Origin of the sequence: Streptomyces sp. B5E4 (genome assembly GCF_039871555.1) — a bacterium.
Classification (GTDB): Bacteria; Actinomycetota; Actinomycetes; order Streptomycetales; family Streptomycetaceae; genus Streptomyces.
In genome coordinates, this window is sequence record NZ_JBDPMI010000001.1 from 103267 (window position 1) to 119631 (window position 16365).

The following is a 16365-nucleotide window of genomic DNA, read 5'->3' on the forward strand; positions in this document are numbered from 1 at the left end:
GCCGTGCGGCCGGTCGGCCGCCCGCCGCACCACCGACCCCGCGCCCCCCGCCCCCCCCGCCGCCCCCGACCGCCCCGGACCCGTCCCAGGAGGTCCGCGTGACCGAACCCCGCACACCGCCCCCCGACCTCGCCGAGCTGGAGCGTGCCGCCCGGGCCGCACCCGCCGCCGAGGGCGGCGGGCCCGTCGTCGACTGCGACAACCTCGTCCGCATCTTCCACACGGAAGGCGTCGAGGTGCAGGCTCTCCAGGGCCTCGACCTCGCCGTCGCCGAAGGCGAGATGACCGCCCTGGTCGGTGCCTCCGGCTCCGGCAAGTCCACCCTTCTCGGCATCCTCTCCGGCCTCGACGTGCCCACCGCGGGCCGCGCCCGCGTCGCCGGACACGACCTGCTCGCCATGGGCCGCCGCGAGCGGCTGGCGTACCGGCGCCGCACCGTCGGCTTCGTCTGGCAGCAGACCGCCCGCAACCTGCTGCCGTACCTGACCGCCCAGGAGAACGTCGCCATGCCCATGGCGTACGCCCGTGTGCCCCGCCGCGAGCGCCCCGCCCGGGCCGCCGCGCTCCTCGACGCCCTCGGCGTCGCGGACTGCGCGCACCGCCGCCCGGGCGAGCTGTCCGGCGGCGAGCAGCAGCGCGTCGCCGTGGCCGTCGCCGCCGCCAACCGGCCGCGGGTGCTGCTGGCCGACGAGCCGACCGGGGAGCTGGACACCGCGAGCGGCGAGCAGGTCTTCGCCGCGCTGCGCCGCGCCAACGAGGAGCTGGCCACCACCGTCCTCGTCGTCACCCACGACCCGCTGGCCTCCCGCCAGGTCCGCCGCACGGTGCAGATCCGCGACGGCCGCACCGCCGCCGAGACGCTGCGGGACGAGGAGCTGACGGCCGCCGAGTACGCGGTGCTCGACCGCGTCGGCAGACTGCAGCTCCCGCGCGAGTACGTCGAGCGGTACGGTCTGCGACGACGGGTCCGGCTGACCGCGGAGCGGGACCACGTCGGGGTGTGGCGGGCCGGCGGGGAGCCGGCCGCGCGGGAAGGCCGGGGCGAGCCGCCCGGCGAGCGGCACGACGAGGGGGAGGACTCATGAGCGAGGACACCGGCAGAGAAGCCACGGCGGTACGGGAACGGGGGGCGGACGGCGCCGGGGCCATGGTCGTCGTCGAGGACCTGCGCCGGACGTACGGCAGCGGCGCCACCGCCGTACACGCCCTGCGCGGGGTGTCGCTGCGGGTGCCGCGCGGGGAGCTGGTCGCGCTGAAGGGCCGCTCCGGCTCCGGCAAGACGACCCTGCTCAACCTCGTCGCCGGGCTCGACGTCGCCGACTCCGGCCGGATCGAGCTGGACGGCGTGGCGCTCTCCGGGCTCGGCGAGGCGGAGCTGCTGGAGCTGCGGCGGGACCGGATCGGGCTGGTCTTCCAGTCGTTCGGGCTGATCCCGATCCTGTCGGCGGCGGAGAACGTCGGGGTGCCGATGCGGCTGCGCAAGGTGCCGCCACGGGAGCGCGAGGAGCGCGTGGAGCTGCTGCTCGCGCTGGTCGGGCTCGCGGACCACGCCGCGCAGCGGCCGGGGGAACTGTCCGGCGGGCAGCAGCAGCGGGTGGCGATCGCGCGGGCGCTGGCGAACCGGCCGGCGCTGATCATCGCGGACGAGCCGACGGGACAGCTGGACGCGGAGACCGGGCACGCGGTGATGGAACTGCTGCGGGCGGTGGTGCGCAGCGAGGACGTCACGGCGCTGGTGGCCACGCACGACGCGGCGCTGCTGGACCTGGCGGACCGGGTCCTGGAGCTGCGCGACGGCACGATCACGGACCACTCGCAGACGGGTACGGACCCGGAGCCCGCCACCACCTGACCGGTACGGACCGCGCCGGACCGCGCCGGACCGCGCCGCGCCGGGCCCGGCGGGCTCCGCACGGCCCGCTCCCGTCCCGGTACGACCACACGCCGTCCCCGCGCCGCCCCACCCGTACGACCCGCCCGCCCACGGCCCCCGCACGCCCCGGTCCTTCCGTCAGAGATGCGTCAAGGTCCGGTCCCCGGCCCTCGCCGGACGCGCCGGACCGCCCGCGCGGTCGTACGCTCGACGGTGCGACATGCACGAAAGCGGACGGACAATCGAGTCATGACACGGGGCAAGCTGCGGATCTACCTGGGCGCGGCGCCGGGCGTCGGCAAGACCTACGCGATGCTCTCCGAGGCGCACCGCCGGCTGGAGCGCGGCACCGACGTGGTCGTGGGCTTCGTCGAGCACCACGACCGGCCGCGCACCGAGGTGCTGCTGCACGGCCTGGAGCAGATACCGCGCCGCGCGCTGGACTACCGCGGCACGCGGTTCACCGAGATGGACGTGGACGCCGTCCTCGCCCGCCGGCCCGCCGTCGCGCTCGTCGACGAGATGGCGCACACCAACGTCCCCGGCTCCCGCAACGAGAAGCGCTGGCAGGACATCAAGGAGCTGCTGAGCGCCGGCATCGACGTCATATCGACCGTCAACATCCAGCACCTGGAGTCGCTGGGGGACGTCGTGGAGAACATCACCGGCGTACGGCAGCGGGAGACCGTCCCGGACGCCGTGGTCCGCAAGGCCGGCCAGATCGAGCTCGTCGACATGTCGCCCGAGGCGCTGCGCCGCCGCATGGCCCACGGCAACATCTACGACCCCGGCAAGGTCGACGCCGCGCTGTCCAACTACTTCCGCCCCGGCAACCTCACCGCCCTGCGCGAGCTGGCGCTGCTCTGGGTCGCCGACCGCGTCGACGACTACCTGCGCGAATACCGCAGCGAGCACGACATCCGCGACACCTGGCAGGCCCGCGAGCGCATCGTCGTCGGCCTCACCGGCGGCCCCGAGGGCCGCACGCTCATCCGCCGCGGCGCCCGGCTGGCGACCAAGGGGGCGGGCGGCGAGATCATGGCCGTCTACATCTCCCACAGCGACGGCCTCACCCCCCTGAACACCGCCTCCCCCGAGGAGCTGGCCGTCCAGCGCACCCTGGTCGAGGACCTGGGCGGTACGTTCCACCACGTCATCGGCGACGACGTACCGGACGCCCTGCTGGAGTTCGCCCGCGGCGTCAACGCCACCCAGATCGTGCTGGGCTCCAGCCGCCGCAAGGCCTGGCAGTACGCCTTCGGCCCCGGCGTGGGCGCGACCGTCGCCCGCGAGTCCGGGCCCGACCTCGACGTGCACATCGTCACCCACGGCGAGGTCGCCAAGGGCCGCGGGCTGCCGATGGCCCGCGCCGCCCGCCTCGGCCGCGGCCGTATCCTCGCCGGCTGGCTCGTCGGCCTGGTCGGGCCCGTGCTGCTCACCGCGGTGATGCTCCAGCTCGACCGGACCCTCGGGCTGGCCAACGAGGTGCTGCTGTTCCTCTTCGCCACCGTGCTGGCGGCCCTCCTCGGCGGCACACTGCCGGCGCTGGCCTCCGCCGGGGCCGGCTCGCTGCTGCTGAACTACTACTTCACCCCGCCCGTGGAGACCTTCACCATCGCCGACGCGCGCAACATCGTCGCCCTCGTCGTCTTCTTCGCGGTCGCCGTCGCGGTCGCGTCCGTCGTCGACCTCGCCGCCCGCCGCACCTCCCAGGCCGCCCGGCTGCGCGCCGAGTCGGAGGTGATGTCGCTGCTCGCGGGCAGCGTGCTGCGCGGCGAGGGATCGCTCGAAGCGCTTCTGGACCGGGTGCGCGAGACGTTCGGCATGGAGTCCGTGTCGCTCTTCGAGCGGCAGCGCGGCGAGGACGGCTGGACCTGCGTCGGCCGCGTCGGCAGCAGCGCCGGCGCCCCGGCGGGCCCGGACGACGCCGACGCCGACATGCCCGTCGGCGACGACATGGCGCTGGCGCTCACCGGCCGCAAGCTGCCCGCCGCCGACCGCCGGGTGCTCGGCGCGTTCGCCGCCCAGGCCGCCGTCGTACTGGAGCGGCAGCGGCTGGCCGCCGAGGCCGTGGACGCCCGCAAGCTGGCCGAGGGCAATCGCATCCGCACCGCGCTGCTCGCCGCCGTCAGCCACGACCTGCGCACCCCCCTCGCCGCCATCAAGGCCGCCGTCACCTCGCTGCGCTCCGACGACGTCGCCTGGTCCGAGGAGGACGAGGCGGAGCTGCTCGCGGCCATCGAGGAGGGGGCCGACCGGCTCGACGCCCTCGTCGGCAACCTGCTCGACATGTCCCGCCTGCAGACCGGCACCGTCACCCCGCTGCTGCGCGAGGTCGACCTCGACGAGGTGGTGCCCAAGGCGCTGGCCGGGGTGCCCGAGGGCAGCGTCACGCTGCGGATCCCCGAGAGCCTGCCGATGGTCTCCGTCGACGCCGGGCTGCTGGAGCGCTCGGTGGCGAACGTCGTCGAGAACGCGGTCAAGTACAGCCCGCCCGGCACCCCCGTCCTCGTCCAGGCGAGCGCCCTCGGCGACCGGGTCGAGCTGCGCGTCGTCGACCGCGGCCGCGGGGTCCCCGACAGCGGCAAGGACCGGATCTTCGAGCCCTTCCAGCGGTACGGGGACGCCCCCCGCGGCGCCGGCGTGGGCCTCGGCCTCGCGGTCGCCCGCGGCTTCGCCGAGGCGCTGGGCGGCACCCTCGTCGCCGAGGACACCCCCGGCGGCGGGCTGACGATGGTGCTCACGCTGCGGGCGGCCCCGGGCCGCGGCACACCCGCGCCCGCCGAACTGCCGGCCCAGGCGACGACGTGACGGCCGCCGTCCCGTACCGGGCCGTCGGGACCCCGGCGGCGCCGATGCGCTCCCCGTCTCCGTATCCGTATCCTCCGAATGGACGAAAGGCAGCCGCCATGCACCGGGTGCTCGTGGTCGACGACGAGCCGCAGATCGTGCGCGCGCTCGTCATCAACCTCAAGGCGCGCAAGTACGAGGTCGACGCCGCCCAGGACGGCGCCACCGCCCTCAAGCTCGCCGCCGACCGCCACCCCGACGTGATCGTCCTGGACCTCGGCCTGCCCGACATGGACGGTGTCGACGTCATCCGCGGCATCCGCGGCTGGACCCGGGTGCCGATCCTGGTGCTCTCCGCCCGGCACAGCTCCGACGAGAAGGTCGAGGCCCTCGACGCGGGCGCGGACGACTACGTGACCAAGCCCTTCGGCATGGACGAGCTGCTCGCCCGGCTGCGCGCCGCGGTCCGGCGCGCCGAGCCCTCGGCGCCCGCCGGGGACCAGGCCGTCGTCACCACGGACGCCTTCACCGTCGACCTCGCCGCCAAGAAGGTCCACCGCGACGGCACCGACGTCCGCCTCACCCCCACCGAGTGGCACCTGCTCGAAGTGCTGGTACGCAACGCGGGCCGGCTGGTCAGCCAGAAGCAGCTCCTCAAGGAGGTCTGGGGGCCCTCGTACGGCACGGAGACCAACTACCTGCGGGTCTACATGGCCCAGCTCCGCCGCAAGCTGGAGGCCGACCCGGCCCACCCGCGCCACTTCGTCACCGAGCCGGGCATGGGCTACCGCTTCGAGCAGTGAAACGGAGCGCCCCGTGCGGGTACCCTGCGGGCATGGACCCCGCCCGCAGCGACGACCGACCCGCCGGCCCGTTCCGGCGGCTGCTGGGCCGGATCACCGGCGCCGCGGAGCAGCCGGCGGAGGACAGCCTGCCGCCCGACGCGGAGACCGCCGACGTCACGCCGATCCGGCAGTGCCACGACCGCGCCGTCGTCACCGTCACCGGCAGTCTCCGCACCGTCACGCTCCAGCCGCGCGCCGGCGTCCCCGCGCTGCAGGCGGAGCTCTTCGACGGCACGGACTCGCTCGACCTGGTCTGGCTCGGCCGCCGCGCCATCACCGGCATCGAGCCGGGCCGCAGCCTGACCGCCACCGGCCGGATCGCCATGAGCCGCGGCCGGCGGGTGCTCTTCAACCCCAAGTACGAACTGCGACCCCTCGGACAGGAGCAGCGGTGACGTCTTTCCAGAAGCCGGCCGACGACCGCGCCGGCGGCACCGGCGCGACCGGCGGCCCGCCCGGGGCCGCACCCGCGTCCGCGCCCGGGGACGCCGCGGGCCGGCCCGGCACCGACGCGGGCCCGCCCCCCGGCGACGTACCGCAGGGGGACTCGCACGCCGTCACCCAGGCCGCCATGGCCGAGGCGTTCGGCGGCATCCGCGGCATGGTCGAGACCACGGTCCCCGGGCTCGTCTTCGTGCTCGTCTACACCATCGGCTCGGACATCAAGCCCTCCGCGATCGCCGCGCTCGGCGTCTCGCTGCTGCTCGGGCTCACCCGGCTGATCACCGGCGGCACCTTCAAGCACGCCTTCAGCGGCGTCTTCGGCGTGGCCATCGGCGTCGCCTTCGCGAACATGACCGGCAACGCCAAGGACTTCTACCTCCCCGGTCTGCTCTACGGCCTCGGGCTGGCGCTCGCGTACATCCTCAGCACCCTCGCGGGCATGCCGCTGATCGGGGTGATCCTCGGCCCGCTGTTCCGCGAGAACCTCTCCTGGCGCACCCGCAACCCCGGCCGCAAGAAGGCGTACGCCAAGGCGAGCTGGGCCTGGGGCCTGATCTTCCTCGCCAAGTCCGCGATCCTCTTCCCGCTGTACTTCTGGGCCGATCCCAAGGAGTTCGGCTGGGTGATCGTGGCGCTGAAGATCCCGCCGCTGCTGCTCGCCGTCACGCTCACGTACATCTTCCTCAAGCAGGCGCCGCCGCCGATCGACGTGATCGCGGAGGCGGAAGCGGAGGAGAAGGCGCAGGCGGAGCGGGAGAAGCGGGGGCAGCCGGCGGCGGAGCGGGACTAGCGCCGCCGGGTCAGCCTTCGCGGCGTACGGAAAGCAGCTCCTCAAGCTGCTCCTCGCGCGCCTGCGCGGCGACGAACAGCAGCTCGTCGCCCGCCTCCAGGGTGTCGTCGGGCTTCGGGGTGAGGACCGTGCTGCCCCGGATGATCGTCACCAGCGTGGTGTCCGCGGGCCAGTCGACGTCGCCAACGGCGGTGCCGATGAGCGCCGACTCCTCCGGCAGGGTCAGCTCGACGAGGTTCGCGTCGCCGTGGCTGAAGCGCAGCAGCCGGACCAGGTCGCCGACGCTGACGGCCTCCTCCACCAGGGCGGACATCAGCCGCGGGGTGGAGACGGCGACGTCCACGCCCCACGCCTCGTTGTAGAGCCATTCGTTGCGCGGGTTGTTGACCCGGGCGACCACGCGCGGCACGCCGTACTCGGTCTTGGCGAGGAGCGAGACGACGAGGTTGACCTTGTCGTCGCCGGTGGCCGCGATGACCACGTGGCAGCGCTGCAGCGCGGCCTCGTCCAGCGAGGCGATCTCGCAGGCGTCGGCGAGCAGCCACTCCGCCCGGGGCACCCGCTCGACGGCGATGGCGGTGGGGGTCTTGTCGATGAGCAGCACCTCATGCCCGTTGTCCAGCAGCTCACCCGCGATGGAGCGGCCCACCGCACCGGCACCTGCGATCGCGACTCTCACAGCGCTGCTCCGTTCACGTCCCCGCGCGCCTTCGCGTGCGGCCGGGCGGCCGCGAGTGCGTCGCTCACCGTCGGTCCTCCGTCTCCGGGCCCTTCGCGCAGGCCGCCTCGACCTGCTCCACCTCGTCGGTACGCATGATCACATGCACCAGGTCACCGTCCTGCAGCACGGTCTTCGCGGTGGGCAGCACGGCCTCGCCCTGCCGGGTGAGGAAGGCGACCCGTACGCCCGTCTCCTCCTGCAGCTCCGCCACCCGGCGCCCGATCCAGGCCGCCGAGGTGTGCACCTCCGCCAGCTCCACCCGGCCGCTCGGGTCCCGCCACAGCGGCTCCGCGCCCGCGGGCAGCAGCCGGCGCAGCATCTGGTCGGCGGTCCAGCGGACGGTGGCGACGGTGGGGATGCCGAGCCGCTGGTAGACCTCGGCGCGGCGGGGGTCGTAGATGCGGGCGGCGACGTTCTCGACGCCGAACATCTCGCGGGCGACGCGGGCGGCGATGATGTTCGAGTTGTCACCCGAGCTGACCGCGGCGAAGGCCCCGGCCTCCTCGATGCCGGCGTCCTTCAGGGTGTCCTGGTCGAAGCCGATGCCGGTGATGCGGCGTCCCCCGAAGCCGGGGCCGAGGCGGCGGAAGGCGGTGGGGTCGCGGTCGATCACCGACACCGTGTGCCCCTGCTGCTCCAGCGTGCGCGCCAGGGTGGAGCCCACCCGGCCGCACCCCATGATCACGATGTGCACACGGCGTCCCTTCGCCCCGTCCGGCTTTTCCGTTCAAGCTACACACCCTCTGGGCCGGGGAGCACCCCGGGTGGCGCCGGTGGACGGGTGGGGAGGCGGGGCGGCCCGTACGGTACGGGTACGGCGGGCCGCCTAGACTGGCGCGCGCCCGGCCCGCCCGTACCACCGCCCCTTCCCCAGGAGTCCGCCCCGTGCCCGAAGAACAGCAGGCCCCCGACACGTCCCCGAGCATGGTGGGGGAGGAGTACGAGGTCGAGGTCGGCCCGGTGGCGCACGGCGGGCACTGCGTGGCCCGTACGGCCGAGGGCCAGGTGCTCTTCGTACGCCACACGCTGCCCGGCGAACGGGTCGTGGCCCGGGTCACCGAGGGACGCGCCGGCGCACGCTTCCTGCGCGCGGACGCGGTACGGGTGCTGGAGCCGGCGAAGGACCGCATCGAGGCGCCGTGCCCTTACGCCGGCCCCGGCAAGTGCGGCGGCTGCGACTTCCAGCACGTCGCCCCCGGCGCGCAGCGCCGCCTGAAGGCCGACGTACTCGCCGAGCAACTGAGCCGGCTCGCGGGACTCAGCGCCGAGGACGCGGGGTGGGACGGCACGGTGGAGCCGGTGCCCGGCGACAAGGTGCCGAAGGGCGAGGTGCCGGCGTGGCGCACCCGGGTGCAGTACGCGATCGACCCCGGCGGCCGGGCGGGCCTGCGCAAGCACCGTTCGCACGAGGTACAGCCCGTGGACCGCTGCCTGATCGCCGCCCCGGAGGTGGAGGAGCTGGGCGTGGAGAGCCGGGAGTGGCCGCAACTGGCCACGGTCGAGGCCATCGCCGCCACCGGCTCCGGCGACCGCCAGGTCATCCTCACCCCGCGCCCGGGCGGCCGGCTCCCCCTGGTCGAACTGGACCGCCCCGTCTCCGTACTCCGCGCCGAAGAGCCCCGCACCCCGGGCGCCCCGGCCGCCATCCACCGCGTCCACGGCCGCGACTTCGTCCGCGAACGCGCCGCGGGCCGCACCTGGCGCGTCGGCGCGGGCGGCTTCTGGCAGGTGCACGCACGGGGCGCGGACCTGCTCGTCGAGACGGTGATGACGGGCCTGATGCCGAAGAAGGGCGACATGGCCCTCGACCTCTACTGCGGCGTCGGCCTCTTCGCCGGCGCCCTCGCCGAACGGGTCGGTCCCAAGGGCGCGGTCCTCGGCATCGAGTCGGGCAAACGCGCCGTCGAGGACGCCCGCCACAACCTCGCCGACCTGGACCGCGTCCGCATCGAACAGGGCAAGGTCGACCGCGTCCTCCCCCGCACGGGCATCACCGAGGCGGACCTCGTCGTCCTGGACCCGCCCCGCGCCGGCGCCGGCCGCCAGGTGATCACCCAGATCACCGCCCTCCACCCCCGCCGCATCGCCTACGTCGCCTGCGACCCGGCAGCCCTCGCCCGAGACCTCTCCTACTTCACCGCCGCGGGCTACACCCCGAAGTGGATCCGAGCCTTCGACCTCTTCCCGATGACCCACCACATGGAGTGCGTGGCAGTGCTTGTAAGGGCCGAAAAGGTGTCCTGACCTGCGGTTTTCGTGATGCGCATGATGCGCGTTGTGTGCGATATGGGCGATATCTTGACGCTGAGATGACGCTCTCCGAGGTGTCTTGACGCTCGTTGATCTTGCTCCGAATGCCTCGATGAACTGGACAGAACAGCGTTCTCGGCGCCCCGTCAGCCTGCCCTTTACTGCGCTGTCGAGCGCTCGGAGACGGGAACGTCGGCACTGTTGATCTTCGCTACGGAAGTCGAAGCTGCAACTGCTTACACCCAGGGGCGGTCGGGGCGGCCGCTTTCAGGCGAACGGTGATGCGACGGACTCGTAATCCGTCGGCCGTGGGTTCGAGTCCCACCCGCCCCACCCAGAGACCTCCGAGAGGGATCGTTTCGACCTGCGGTTTCCTGCTGAGTTCTCATCAGCGTCCGCATGCCGGAGAGTCGCAGAGATCTTTAGCTGGCCCGCTGCTGGCCCGAGCGCCACACGATCACGCGTTTTGGCCGTGCCATTCGAAGACGCTGCCTTCAGCCCGGTTGCGCGCAGCTGACGGCGCTGGGATTGGGAAGGCAGTCACCGTGCAGGACCAACCCCGCGGGCGGGGGGAGCACTCCAGCGCGCGTGATCTCATCAGCCCCGAGGCGGGACCAACCCCGCGGGCGCGGGGAGCACATTGTCAGCGACGCGCGAATCGTGGCTCTGGATCATTTTCCGTGCTGGAGCCACGGAGGGTCACCGAATCCGCGATCATGGCTGGCCGTGGATGACGCGCTCCTCCAGGACCTGTGGTTCCGCCAGGCCGACGACGTCGCGGTTGACGCCATCGACTCCAACCACGAACTGGTGGTGATTCGAGCCCGTGCCCGCTCTCTGCGGGCCGCGTGTCCGGGCTGCGGGGTGCTCTCCGAGCGGGTGCACAGCCGGTACGTGCGGCGACTGGCGGACAGCTCGGTCGGCGGGCGTCCGGTGGTGATTGCCTTACAGGTGAGGTGGTTCCGCTGCCGCGAACACGCGTGTCCGCGGGCGACGTTCGCCGAGCAGGTCAGCGGGCTCACCTTCCGCCACGGCCGCCCGGAGCGTCGGCCTGCAAGGGGTCTTGCGGACGGTGGGGCTGATGCTGGCAGGCCGGGCCGGTCCCCGGCTGGTGAAGACGCTGGCCTCGGTCGTCAGCCGATCGACACTGCTGCGGCTGGTCCGAGCTCTGCCCGACCCGGAGCCGGTCACGCCGCGAGTGCTCGGCGTGGACGAATTCGCCCTGCGCAAGGGGCACGTCTACGGCACGATCGTGGTCGTGCCATCGTCGTCCTTGAATCGCCACTCGTCGCTGCTGTCGTCCTTGACCAGCTCGTGGGTCTGGCCGTTGAGGGTGAGGGTGGCTGCCAACCGAGGCAGCCCTCACCCGGCTTCCTCACCAATTACACCGGAGCGGATCACGCCAAACTGCTTCACAGCTATGCGCGTCACACTGACCACCTGTCGTGACGATGACACCACTACCGCCTGCGACCCCACTCAGAGATCTCGGAACGTGAGGTCCAGGGATCCCTGGAAACGTCATCGAATCCCTACAGTCACTGTAGTCACGGATGTGATGTGTCACCGGAGGCCGGTCGAAGAGGGCTTCGAGCCCCGCCGCCGGCACCGCCCCGAGATCCTCACGGGCACCACTCCGTTCACCGGGCCCGGACGGATTCGGCTTGCTGGCGGCCCCGCATCGCCACCCGGCGTGGAACCGATCAGGGAGTAGTAGCGTGCTGTTCACCGAGACCGCAGGTCTGTTCAGGCGATGACTGCAGGGAGGGCGTGTGAGTACTGAGGGGGACTTCTCCCATTTAGGCTTCGACCCGGCCCCGGGGTGATCTCGACGACTTGTCGACGCTGGTGTCGCTGGTGGGGAGGGTGAGCGGCGAGGGCAACTCCGCGCACACCGAGGTCAACAAGATCGGCGCCTCAGACGGCATCTGGGTGGGGAAGGCCGCCGACAAGTTCAGCGAGAGCGTCTCCGAGATACCGCCTTACCTGAAGAAGGCGCTGGGCTCCCTCGACGAAGCACACCGGGCGCTCTCGTCGTGGCACACGAGCCTGGCCCGCTTCCAGGCCACGGCCCGCCGCCTGGAGAGCGAAGCTGCGGATGCCGCCGGGCGGGTGAGTACAGCGCAGGGCGCGGTGGACGGGCTGCCGGCCGACACCGAGGGCATGTCCGACCGGGAGAAGGAAGACCACGAGACGGAACAGAAGGGCAAGAAGCGGGCGCTGAGCGACGCGCAGGGCGAGCTGGAGGACATCCGTACCCGTGCGCGCAACCTGAACGGCGAGTTCAATACGGAGGCCCGGTCCGCCGCCAGAAGGCTTCGGGAAGCCGCGGACGACGCCCCGCCGAAGCCCAACTGGTTCGAGCGGAGGATCAACGATCTCGGCAACATGCTGGAGAACGCCTTCGCCTCGATCACGGATCCCGACTTCTGGAAGGCCATCGGGGACTTCCTGGCCGATGCCGCGATGGTCGTCGGGATCCTGGCCCTCCTCGGTGTGCCCGGGCTCGGATGGATCGGCCTCGCCCTGGCGGGCGGCGCGCTGCTGTTCCACGGGGCCGCGTTCCTCGGCGGCGCGGAGGGCGTGACGTGGCAGACCCTTGCCTGGGACGCGGCCGGGGTTTTCGCGGGGTTCCGGGCCGTGAAGGGGATGCGGCTGGCGAAGGCTGGCAAGGACCTCAAGAGTGCCGGCACCGCCATCAGGACCCTGGGAACGGACAGCCTCAACGCGGCGAAGACCCTGAAGAACACGGCCGGCTTCAAGGCCATGGCCTCCAACTTCATGCGCAAGCCGTGGAAGGTGAAGGAAGGGTTCCAGGGGCTGCGTACCGGCGCGCAGAACTCCCTGCAGGCGTTCCGGGAGATGCGGCAGTCGTACCGCTGGATCGACAAGGGGAGCAACATGATCCGCCAGGGTGAGTCGATGATTTCGTCGGGGCGGCTGAGGGACCTGAGGTGGACGCAGGGCGGCGTCGGCCTGTCAGGTGGTTCCAACATCAACGGTCGGTTCTTCTTCGAGGACGGGGCACCCTGGTACGGCGACTGGAACACCGGTGACATCCCCCTGGTCGGCACGGCGCCGAAGGTGTGGGATTTCGTGGAGCCCAACCGGGATCTCAGCCAGCCGCTCGCATCCGCCGGCACCACCTTCGACAGCGGCATATCGCCCCGGGCAGGGGGGTGACACGCATGAGCGGCAAGCCGGCACCGAAGGTTGCCGTACCGGAGAACGTCCCCTACGCCTTCCGTTACGAACTGCCCGGCGCCTTCGTGCACGTCCGGGATCCGATCCGGCTCGACGGCTGGCAGGAGGCGGCCGTCGAACTGCTCCCCGCAGCGGACGAGGTGGAACGTGCCGCGTATGCCCGGCAGATGCTGCGGAGCCTGCCCACGCTGCTCGTGGCCGAGGAGACCCTCGTGGACGTGGCGGTGTGCCTGGGGATCGAGGATTCCGACGACGGCTACCGGCTCTCCCAGGGCCTGCTGGCCGTCTCCGCCCGCCCGAGCCGGCACGGCGACCGCCTGCTGGCCGCGGAGGGTATCTACCGGGCCAAGGAGCAGTCCTTCTTTTCCGGGGAGCGGGGCCTGGCCGAGATCGACCTCCCGCGGGCGAAAGGCCGGCAGGGTACGAAGGACACACTGCTCGCCGTGCACCTGCCGTGCGGCCCCGGAGTGATGTCGGCGTCAGTGCGCGCGGTCGCATCCGCGGACATCGCCGCGTCGCTGCAGGACGGGGACGCACCACCGGTCGGCAGCCCGGCGATGGCACCCGAAACCGTTTCCCTCGCCGTCCTCCAACTCATCATCCCGGCACCTCACGACTACATCGTGTACGTCACGATCTCCACGCCCTGCGTCGACCTGCTGACGGCGTACACCGAGCGGCTCTCGGCCATCGGCCGGACCTTCTCCTTCGATACCCCGGAAGAGCAGCACGACGAGGAAAGCGATGCGGCTCAGCGCTCCGGCGCCGCCGGCGGGGGCCACTGAATTCCCTCGCGCGCCAGCAGCCGCAGGTACGACGCACGGCGCCTGCGCATGACCACCTTCGAGAACACGATCAGCAGGATCAGCGCCGCGGCGAGCCCGCCGGCGGCGACGAACACCAGCGGCTCACCGACACCCCCGCTCACCAAAACGGCCACCATCACGACGGCGAAGACCTTGAAAGCCAGCCCCCGCACCGGCTCCGACCCCACCACACCGAAGTAGTCGGCCTTGATCCGTGCGTGCAGCAGCCGTACCTCACGCCGGGCAGGCCCGCGGGCGATCAGCGGTACGGGCCAGGGGTACATGCCGGGCAGCCGGCCTCGCCGAAGCGCGCGCGGATAGTCGCGACCGGTGCGCTCGGCGCGGCGGCTGGCATCGGGGAGGCGGCGGAACGTGTGCAGCGGCGGCCGCAGATCGGCGGGAACGCCGGTGGCGAGCCCGGCATAGCGGTAGCCGAACTGCTCCGCGCAGTAGGCGAACTTGGCGAAGAGCCAGACTGACGGCCACGGGATCGGCGTGCTGAACTCCCCGAGCGCGTCGCCCTCTTCCAGCATCTTGCGCAGGTATCGTCGCATCCGCATGACGGCTCCCGCTCAGCCGCCCTTGCCCATCAGCTCGTTGTAGAGCTTCTCGTCCAACTTGGCGAACTCGTCGGCCGCCGTGTTGGTGAACGATGACACGCCCTTGGTCATCTTCGAGAGCTGGCTGAACCCGTAGTCCCATGATCCGGCGAAGTCGTCGCACGCGGCGTGGAGTTCCTCGTGCCCGATCCTGGTGGCGTCGGCCCGGGTCATTTCCTTCGAGGAAACGACACCAGATGCTCCCCTCAGTCCTCACCGAAGACCTGCCGCCACCGTACCAGCGGCCTGTGACCCCCTGTACGACCGAAACCCGCCGCAGCGGGCGTTCGGCCGTTGCGGGCGACGAGGGTGCGCGCACTGCTGACGTCCCCGCCGTTCATGACACCGCAGAAGGCCGTCCCGGGCGTCTTCGCCTCCTACGTCGTCTGCGATCACAGCGCTCGTACGGGTACTGAGGGCGGCACATCCCCGAGCGGCAAAGGACGGTGTCCTGGCAGTGCCGGTCGGCCGCATGCGGTCGCCGAGTCGTATCAGGGGCGGCATCGGTTGTCCTCCGCATCCTCCGGCGTGAACCGGGGCAAAGGGCGTGACCGGGCCCGAGGTGTATGCCGAGCTGTCCCACTCGTCCGTGGCCAGCGGGGCAGGGCCTGTCCCGGTACGTGCTCTGGGTAGCGGCAGCGGTGGAGGGGTGCGCGGGAGTGGGATAGGGTTCCCGGCGCTGTGCCGGGAAGTCTGGTCGGCGAGCAGGGAACGATCTCTTTGCTGATCGGGGCTTCTGTCGTGGTACTTATCGCGGTCTTCGGGGTGGCGTTGCTGGTGGCGGTGCTGCTGTCCGGCCTGGCGGCCCGCTCGGTGCTCTCCACGTCGCTTCTGTTTCTGGTCGGTGGTGCCCTGGTCAGCGACGGATTCCTGGGTCTGATCCACATCACGCCGGACAGTGACCTGGTGGCGGTTACCGCCGATCTCGCATTGTTCGCCGTGCTGTTCACCGACGGCATGCACGTGTCGTTTCCTGCTCTGCGCAGCGCGTGGAGGTACCCCGCCCGCGCGCTGGCGCTTGGGATGCCGCTGGCCTTCGTCGGTATGGCCCTGGTCACGCACTTCGTGGTGGGTCTGGACTGGACGACGTCCTTTCTGGTGGGTGCGGTGCTCGCGCCGACGGACCCGGTGTTCGCCTCGGCGATCGTGAGCCGCAAGGAAGTGCCGGCGCGGCTGCGTCAGTTGCTGAATGTCGAGAGCGGCATCAACGACGGCCTCGCGCTGCCCGTGGTGCTCATTCTCATCGCTGCCGCCGGGCCTGCCGGGCACGGGGCCGAGGCGGATCTCGGCAAGATCGGCCTGGAGTTGGCGGGCGGTCTAGCGCTGGGGGTCGCGGCGCCGTTGGTGGTGTACTGGCTGGTGCGGTTCCGGCTGCTGGGCGCGGAGCCCAAGTTGCAGCCGCTGCTGCCGCTGGCGGTGGGGATCATCCTCTACGCGATCTGCCACCTGACCCACTCCAACCCTTACCTGGCGGCGTTCTCCGCCGGTGCGGTCCTGGCTTCCCTCTCGCCGGAGGCCAAGGATGCGTTCGAGCCGCTCGGAGAGTCGCTGGCGGAGCTGGCGAAGTTCGCCGCGCTGCTGGTGTTCGGGGCGCTGCTGACTCCGGAGCTGTTCGGGGACCTGTCCTGGGGCGGGTACGTGGCGGTGGTGCTGGCTATCGTGCTGATCCGGCCGGCTTCTCTCCTGCTGTCCCTGCTCGGAACCCGCTTCGACCGGCGTGAACGGCTGACGGCGGCCTGGTTCGGACCGAAGGGCTTCGCGTCGGTCGTCTACGGGCTCCTGGTGCTGCAGGCCCAGGTCCCGCAGGGCGAGGAAGCGTTCACGCTGATCGCGGTCTGTATCGCGTTCTCGATCGTGGCTCACTCCAGTACCGACGTGCCCATCGCCCGGATGTTCGACGTCGAGGACCTCGTCGGCCTGCCGAACGAGACAGACCGGGGTGCAGGCCACGATGTACCGAAGCAGCGACAGCCAGGGCCGGACCGCGCCCGGTCGTGACGAGCGCGTCGGCGCCCTGCTCACCGCGTCGGTGGAGTGCGTGGA

Annotated in this window: 14 protein-coding genes and 1 tRNA gene; 11 read left to right on the plus strand and 4 right to left on the minus strand. The window is 71.9% G+C overall.

The window, feature by feature from the left end; all coding sequences use genetic code 11:
* Positions 1-98 precede the first annotated feature (98 nt).
* From ABGA99_RS00390 to ABGA99_RS00415, 6 genes are all read left to right on the plus strand, one after another.
* On the plus strand, positions 99-1085 hold the full coding sequence (locus ABGA99_RS00390) for an ATP-binding cassette domain-containing protein (RefSeq protein ID WP_347581906.1): 987 nt from the start codon (positions 99-101) through the stop codon (positions 1083-1085).
* Positions 1082-1852, plus strand: coding sequence for an ABC transporter ATP-binding protein (locus ABGA99_RS00395; RefSeq protein WP_347578799.1), 771 nt, complete (start codon positions 1082-1084; stop codon positions 1850-1852). The genes ABGA99_RS00390 and ABGA99_RS00395 overlap by 4 nt, the downstream gene beginning before the upstream one ends.
* 270 nt (positions 1853-2122) lie before the next feature.
* Complete coding sequence (locus ABGA99_RS00400) at positions 2123-4684, plus strand: sensor histidine kinase KdpD (protein WP_347578800.1); 2562 nt, start codon at positions 2123-2125, stop codon at positions 4682-4684.
* A gap of 98 nt (positions 4685-4782) precedes the next feature.
* Positions 4783-5466 (plus strand): response regulator, encoded by a 684-nt coding sequence (locus ABGA99_RS00405; RefSeq protein WP_347578801.1) that lies wholly within the window; start codon positions 4783-4785, stop codon positions 5464-5466.
* A 32-nt stretch (positions 5467-5498) separates the two neighbouring features.
* A complete protein-coding gene (locus ABGA99_RS00410) occupies positions 5499-5903 on the plus strand; it encodes an OB-fold nucleic acid binding domain-containing protein (protein ID WP_347578802.1) in 405 nt (134 codons plus the stop codon).
* Positions 5900-6742: a DUF3159 domain-containing protein gene (locus tag ABGA99_RS00415; RefSeq protein WP_347581907.1), complete on the plus strand. Its 843-nt coding sequence runs from the start codon at positions 5900-5902 to the stop codon at positions 6740-6742. Before ABGA99_RS00410 ends, ABGA99_RS00415 begins: the two co-directional genes overlap by 4 nt.
* Before the next feature lie 10 nt (positions 6743-6752).
* Here ABGA99_RS00415 and ABGA99_RS00420 read toward each other — a convergent pair whose 3' ends face one another.
* The gene (locus tag ABGA99_RS00420) at positions 6753-7421 is read right to left on the minus strand and encodes a TrkA family potassium uptake protein (protein ID WP_347578804.1); all 669 of its coding nucleotides are present in this window, start codon (positions 7419-7421) and stop codon (positions 6753-6755) included.
* Between the two features lie 64 nt (positions 7422-7485).
* Positions 7486-8157: a TrkA family potassium uptake protein gene (locus ABGA99_RS00425; protein ID WP_347578805.1), complete on the minus strand. Its 672-nt coding sequence runs from the start codon at positions 8155-8157 to the stop codon at positions 7486-7488.
* Positions 8158-8348: 191 nt separating this feature from the next.
* Between ABGA99_RS00425 and ABGA99_RS00430 the strand changes: the two genes are divergently transcribed.
* The 4 genes from ABGA99_RS00430 (at position 8349) to ABGA99_RS00445 (ending at position 13702) form a co-directional block, all read left to right on the plus strand.
* On the plus strand, positions 8349-9707 hold the full coding sequence (locus tag ABGA99_RS00430; RefSeq protein WP_347578806.1) for a TRAM domain-containing protein: 1359 nt from the start codon (positions 8349-8351) through the stop codon (positions 9705-9707).
* 251 nt (positions 9708-9958) lie between these two features.
* A tRNA-Thr gene (locus ABGA99_RS00435) sits at positions 9959-10046 on the plus strand.
* Positions 10047-11549: 1503 nt separating this feature from the next.
* Positions 11550-12896, plus strand: a complete 1347-nt coding sequence (locus ABGA99_RS00440; RefSeq protein ID WP_347581908.1) for a hypothetical protein — start codon at positions 11550-11552, stop codon at positions 12894-12896.
* A gap of 5 nt (positions 12897-12901) precedes the next feature.
* Positions 12902-13702 carry a hypothetical protein gene (locus ABGA99_RS00445; protein WP_347578808.1) on the plus strand — a complete coding sequence of 267 codons (801 nt, stop codon included), beginning with the start codon at positions 12902-12904 and terminating at the stop codon, positions 13700-13702.
* Here the strand turns inward: ABGA99_RS00445 and ABGA99_RS00450 are convergent.
* Positions 13669-14283: a hypothetical protein gene (locus ABGA99_RS00450; protein WP_347578809.1), complete on the minus strand. Its 615-nt coding sequence runs from the start codon at positions 14281-14283 to the stop codon at positions 13669-13671. The genes ABGA99_RS00445 and ABGA99_RS00450 overlap by 34 nt on opposite strands.
* Before the next feature lie 12 nt (positions 14284-14295).
* The gene (locus ABGA99_RS00455) at positions 14296-14496 is read right to left on the minus strand and encodes a hypothetical protein (protein ID WP_347581909.1); all 201 of its coding nucleotides are present in this window, start codon (positions 14494-14496) and stop codon (positions 14296-14298) included.
* 567 nt (positions 14497-15063) lie between these two features.
* Between ABGA99_RS00455 and ABGA99_RS00460 the strand changes: the two genes are divergently transcribed.
* Positions 15064-16320: a cation:proton antiporter gene (locus ABGA99_RS00460; protein WP_347582076.1), complete on the plus strand. Its 1257-nt coding sequence runs from the start codon at positions 15064-15066 to the stop codon at positions 16318-16320.
* Positions 16321-16365: the final 45 nt, after the last annotated feature.

What these genes read in the sequence shown, in the direction of transcription:
- ABGA99_RS00395 (WP_347578799.1), top strand. Translation starts at nt 1,082, where the DNA reads ATGAGCGAGGACACCGGCAGAGAAGCCACGGCGGTACGGGAACGGGGG.
- ABGA99_RS00400 (WP_347578800.1), top strand. Translation starts at nt 2,123, where the DNA reads ATGACACGGGGCAAGCTGCGGATCTACCTGGGCGCGGCGCCGGGCGTC.
- ABGA99_RS00405 (WP_347578801.1), top strand. Translation starts at nt 4,783, where the DNA reads ATGCACCGGGTGCTCGTGGTCGACGACGAGCCGCAGATCGTGCGCGCG.
- ABGA99_RS00410 (WP_347578802.1), top strand. Translation starts at nt 5,499, where the DNA reads ATGGACCCCGCCCGCAGCGACGACCGACCCGCCGGCCCGTTCCGGCGG.
- ABGA99_RS00445 (WP_347578808.1), top strand. Translation starts at nt 12,902, where the DNA reads ATGAGCGGCAAGCCGGCACCGAAGGTTGCCGTACCGGAGAACGTCCCC.
- ABGA99_RS00450 (WP_347578809.1), bottom strand. Translation starts at nt 14,283, where the DNA reads ATGCGGATGCGACGATACCTGCGCAAGATGCTGGAAGAGGGCGACGCG.
- ABGA99_RS00455 (WP_347581909.1), bottom strand. Translation starts at nt 14,496, where the DNA reads ATGACCCGGGCCGACGCCACCAGGATCGGGCACGAGGAACTCCACGCC.